Genomic DNA, 4604 nt, shown 5'->3' with positions numbered 1-4604 from the left:
TCCGAGGCGGCGGCGCCCGCCGCCTCGGACGCGCGCCAGGTGTGGCGCCGGCTGCGGGCCAGGCCCTCCGCCCTCGTGGCGGCCGGTGTGCTGGTCCTGCTCGTCGTCCTCGCCGTCGCCGCACCGCTGTTCGCCGCCCTCGAAGGCCAGGACGTGAACACGTACCACGACGCGCTCGTCGACTCGGCGCGCGGCGGGGTGCCCACAGGATCGTTCGGCGGGGTCAGCGGCGACCACTGGCTCGGGGTCGAACCCGGCACCGGACGCGACCTGTTCGTCCGGCTGATGTACGGGGCCCGGGTCTCGCTGCTCGTCGCCCTCGGCGCGACCGTCGTGCAGCTCGCGATCGGGGTCACCGTCGGGCTGTGCGCGGCGCTCGGCAACCGGTGGCTCGACACGTTCCTCAGCCGGGTCACCGACGTGATGGTCGCGCTGCCGCTGCTCGTCCTCGGCATCGCCCTGACCGCCGTCGTACCGTCCGGGTTCCCGCGCCCGCTGCTGCTGATCCTGATCATCGGCCTGCTCAACTGGGGCGGTACGTCCAGGATCGTGCGGGCGCAGACGCTGACCCTGAAGGAACTCGACTTCGTGGCCGCCGCCCGGCTCGGCGGCTCCGGCCGGTGGCGGGTCGCGCGGCGCGAACTGCTGCCGTCGCTCGCCGCGCCCGTCATCACGTACGCGTCGATCCTGGTCCCCTCGAACATCGTCATCGAGGCGTCGCTGTCGTTCCTCGGGGTCGGCGTCAAGCCGCCGACGCCGTCCTGGGGACAGATGCTGTCCGGCGCGACGACCTGGTTCCGGGCCGACCCCATGTATGTGCTGCTGCCCGCGGCGGTGCTGTTCGTGACCGTCCTCGCCTTCACCGTGCTGGGTGACGGGGTGCGCGCCGCGCTCGACCCGCGCGAGGCCAGCCGGCTGCGGATCGGTCGGGGGCGCTCACGCACGTCTTCGAAGGGTGCCGCCTCGTGACGCGCTATCTGCTCAAGCGGCTCGGCGGCGCCGTGCTCGTGCTCCTCGTGCTGTCCGCCGTGATCTACGCGCTGTTCTACATCGCGCCCGGCGACCCGGCGCGGCTCGCCTGCGGCGACCGCTGCTCGCCCGCGCAGGTCGCGCAGGTACGGGGACAACTCGGCCTCGGCGACCCGGTGTACGTCCAGTACGCGCACTTCGTCCAGGGCATCTTCGCCGGGCGCGACTACTCGTCGGGCACGGCCGCGCTGCACTGCGACGCGCCCTGCCTCGGCTTCTCGTACCAGAGCGACCAGCAGGTCACCGACCTGCTGCTGGAGAAACTGCCGGCGACGCTGTCGCTCGCCGTCGGCGCGATGGTCGTCTGGCTGGTCATCGGCATCGGCACCGGGCTGCTGTCCGCGCTGCGGCGCGGCGGGATCACCGAACGCGCGCTGACCCTGCTGACCCTCGCGGGCACCAGCACACCGGTGTTCATCCTCGGTCTGCTGTTCCTGATGGTGGTCTGCGCCTATCTGAAGTGGCTGCCGTTCCCCTCGTACGTGCCACTGACCGAGGACCCGACGCAGTGGGGCTGGAACATGCTGCTGCCCTGGCTCACCCTCGGCCTCTTCGAGAGCGCCAAATACGCCCGGCTGACGCGCAGTTCGACGCTGGAGACCCTGGCGGAGGACCATATCCGCACCTTCCGCGCCTACGGCGTCGGCGAGCGGGCGATCATCGCGCGGCACGCGCTGCGCGGCGCCGTGCCGCCCGTCATCGCGCTCAACGCCCTCGACCTCGGCACCGTCCTGGGCGGGGCGGTGCTCACCGAGTCGCTGTTCGGCATCCCCGGGGTCGGCAAGACCCTGATCGACGCCGTGCGGGAGATCGATCTGCCGGTGGTGGTGGGGGTGGTGCTGGTGACCGGTACCGCCGTCGTCCTGGCGAACGTCCTCGCCGACCTGCTGTACGCCGTGGCCGACCGACGGGTGGTTCTGCGATGACTCTCGAACACAACACCGGGGCCGGGGACCCGGCCGAGCCGCTGGTCGTCGTGGACGGCCTGACGGTGGACTTCGCCACCGGGGCCGAGGCGATCAGGGCCGTCGACGACCTGTCGTTCACCCTCGAAGCCGGCGCGGCCCTCGGCCTGGTCGGCGAGTCCGGCAGCGGCAAGAGCACCGTGGCCGCGGCCCTGCTCGGCCTGCACCGGGGCACCGGCGCCGAGGTGGGCGGCGACGTCCGGGTCGGCGGTACGGCGGTGAACACCGTCCCCGAGCGCCAACTGCGCGCGCTGCGGGGCGCGGTGGCGGCGATGGTCTTCCAGGACCCGCTGTCGTCCCTCGACCCGTACTACGCCGTCGGCGACCAGATATCCGAGGTCTACCGGGTGCACACCCGGGCCTCCCGCAAGGCCGCGCGTGCGCGGGCCGTCGAAGTCCTCGACCGGGTCGGCATCCCCGACGCGGCGCGCCGGGCGGGCGCGCGGCCGCACGAGTTCAGCGGCGGGATGCGGCAGCGGGCGCTGATCGCGATGGCGCTGGCCTGCGAACCGCGGCTGCTGATAGCCGACGAGCCGACGACGGCCCTGGACGTCACGGTCCAGGCGCAGATCCTCGACCTGCTGCACGACCTGCGCAGGGAGACCGGCATGGGGCTGCTGCTGGTCACCCACGACGTGGGGGTGGCGGCCGAGAGCGTCGACGACGTGCTCGTGATGCGGCACGGCAGGCAGGTGGAGCGCGGCCCGGTGGCGACGGTCCTCGGCGCGCCGCGCGAGGAGTACACCCGCGCGCTGCTCGCCGCCGTACCGAGGGTCGACGCCGCCGTGTCCCGTACCGCAGCGCCGGCCGAGGAACCGCCGCTGGTCGAAGCCGTCGACCTGCGCAGGGAGTTCCGGCGCGGCAAGCAGACCGTCAGCGCCGTCGACGGGGTCTCACTGACCGTACGGCCGGGGGAGACCCTGGGCATCGTCGGCGAGAGCGGCAGCGGCAAGACCACCCTCGGCCGGATGCTCGTCCGGCTGCTGGACCCGACGTCCGGCCGGCTGACCTACCGGGACCAGGAGATCGGGACGCTGTCGGAGAAGGAGCTGCGGCCCTACCGGCGGGAGCTCCAGATGGTCTTCCAGGACCCGGTCTCCTCGCTCAACCCGCGCCGCTCCGTGGGCGAGTCCGTCGCCGACCCGCTGCGCGCCGCCGGCGTGCTGGACGACGCGGCGGTCATCGAGCGGGTGCGCGAGCTGCTGGAGCGGGTCGGCCTCGACCCGGACCGCTACGACCGCTATCCGCACGAGTTCAGCGGCGGCCAGCGCCAGCGCGTCGGCATCGCCAGGGCGCTGGCGGCCGAGCCGCGGCTGATCGTCTGCGACGAGCCGGTCTCGGCCCTCGACGTGACCACCCAGGCGCAGGTCGTGGCGCTGCTCGCGGAGCTCCAGCGGGAGCTGGGCCTGGCGCTGGTCTTCATCGCGCACGACCTCGCCGTCGTACGCAAGGTCAGCGACCGGGTCGCGGTGATGCGGCACGGCAGGATCGTCGAACAGGGCACCGTTGACCGGGTGTACGGATCCCCCGAGGACCCGTACACCAAGCAGCTGCTCGCCGCCGTGCCCGCACTCGACCCCGCGCTCGCCGCCGTGCGCCGCGCGGCACGCAGGGAACTGACCGGAGAGCCGGCCGCCGCCTGACCTTGCCGCCCGACCCCGCCCCGCCTGACCCCCCTGCGTGACCTTGCGTAGTCGAAAAGCACCGTAGCGCCACAGAACGCGCCCGGTACGCATAAGTTACGTGCATTCACCCCTTCCAGTGGTGCGACGGACAACCGTCCGTCGCACCACGGTCATATCCGCTTACGGTCGTCCCGCTGCGAGTCGCCGGATCAACGGCGGCCTTCCACAAGGGAGATCGGGGGTGTGATCGTGCGGATCGGACTGCTCACCGACGGTGGTTATCCGTACGCGACGGGTGAGTCCAGGCTCTGGTGCGACCGGCTCGTGCGCGGGCTCACACAGCACGAGTTCGACATCTACGCGCTCAGCCGCAGCGCCCAGCAGGAAGGGCGCGGCTGGATAGCACTGCCGCCCCAGGTCCGGCAGGTGCGCACGGCGGCGCTCTGGGCCCCCGCCGACGACGGCAGGACGTACGGCCGCCGCGACCGCCGCAGGTTCGCCGCGCACTTCAAGCAGCTCGCCGCCGCCATCTGCGCCGCCGGCGAGGACCCGGCCGCCGGGGACGACTTCGCCGCAGGGCTCTACGGACTCGCCGACCTGGCCAGGGAGCGCGGCGGGCTGTACGCGGCGCTCCGCTCCGAAGTCGCCGTCCGGCTCCTCGAAACGGCCTGCCGTGCGCCCGGCGCGCGCCGGAGCGTGCATGCCACCGGCGTCACCGGCTATCTGGCCTTCGCCGACCATCTGGAGCGCGCCCTGCGCCCGCTGTCGCTCGACTGGTACGCCGACGGCGACGGCAGTGGCGGCAGGGACGGCGACAGCAGCGCCGGCGGTCTCGCCGGCGTCGACCTCTGCCACGCCGCCTCCGGCGGCTCGGCCGCCCTGCCCGGCCTGCTGGCCAAACGCTTCTTCGGGGTACCGCTGCTGGTCACCGAGTACGGCGTCCAGCTGCGCGCGCACTACCTCGCCAGCGGCGGCTCGGCCGCCG

The 4604-nt window shown here is 73.2% G+C and carries 4 protein-coding genes; all 4 read left to right on the top strand.

The window, feature by feature from the left end:
• The coding region (locus HY68_RS04670; protein WP_063779617.1) for an ABC transporter permease at positions 1–969 on the top strand (969 nt) is incomplete at its 5' end.
• Positions 966–1955 carry an ABC transporter permease gene (locus tag HY68_RS04665; protein ID WP_041984729.1) on the top strand — a complete coding sequence of 330 codons (990 nt, stop codon included), beginning with the start codon at positions 966–968 and terminating at the stop codon, positions 1953–1955. The genes HY68_RS04670 and HY68_RS04665, both read left to right, overlap by 4 nt.
• The gene (locus tag HY68_RS04660; protein ID WP_041984727.1) at positions 1952–3637 is read left to right on the top strand and encodes an ABC transporter ATP-binding protein; all 1686 of its coding nucleotides are present in this window, start codon (positions 1952–1954) and stop codon (positions 3635–3637) included. The genes HY68_RS04665 and HY68_RS04660 overlap by 4 nt, the downstream gene beginning before the upstream one ends.
• A 231-nt stretch (positions 3638–3868) precedes the next feature.
• A partial coding sequence (locus HY68_RS44780) for a DUF3492 domain-containing protein (protein ID WP_041995154.1) occupies positions 3869–4604 on the top strand: 736 nt, incomplete at its 3' end.

Origin of the sequence: Streptomyces sp. AcH 505 (genome assembly GCF_000818175.1) — a bacterium.
Lineage (GTDB): Bacteria > Actinomycetota > Actinomycetes > Streptomycetales > Streptomycetaceae > Streptomyces.
Note: the sequence above shows the minus strand (reverse complement) of the source record. Positions and strands in the feature narration are given on the sequence as shown.

Bases quoted from the DNA above. Each gene is read 5' to 3' on its own strand.
- HY68_RS04660 (WP_041984727.1), top strand. From the start codon at position 1,952: ATGACTCTCGAACACAACACCGGGGCCGGGGACCCGGCCGAGCCGCTG.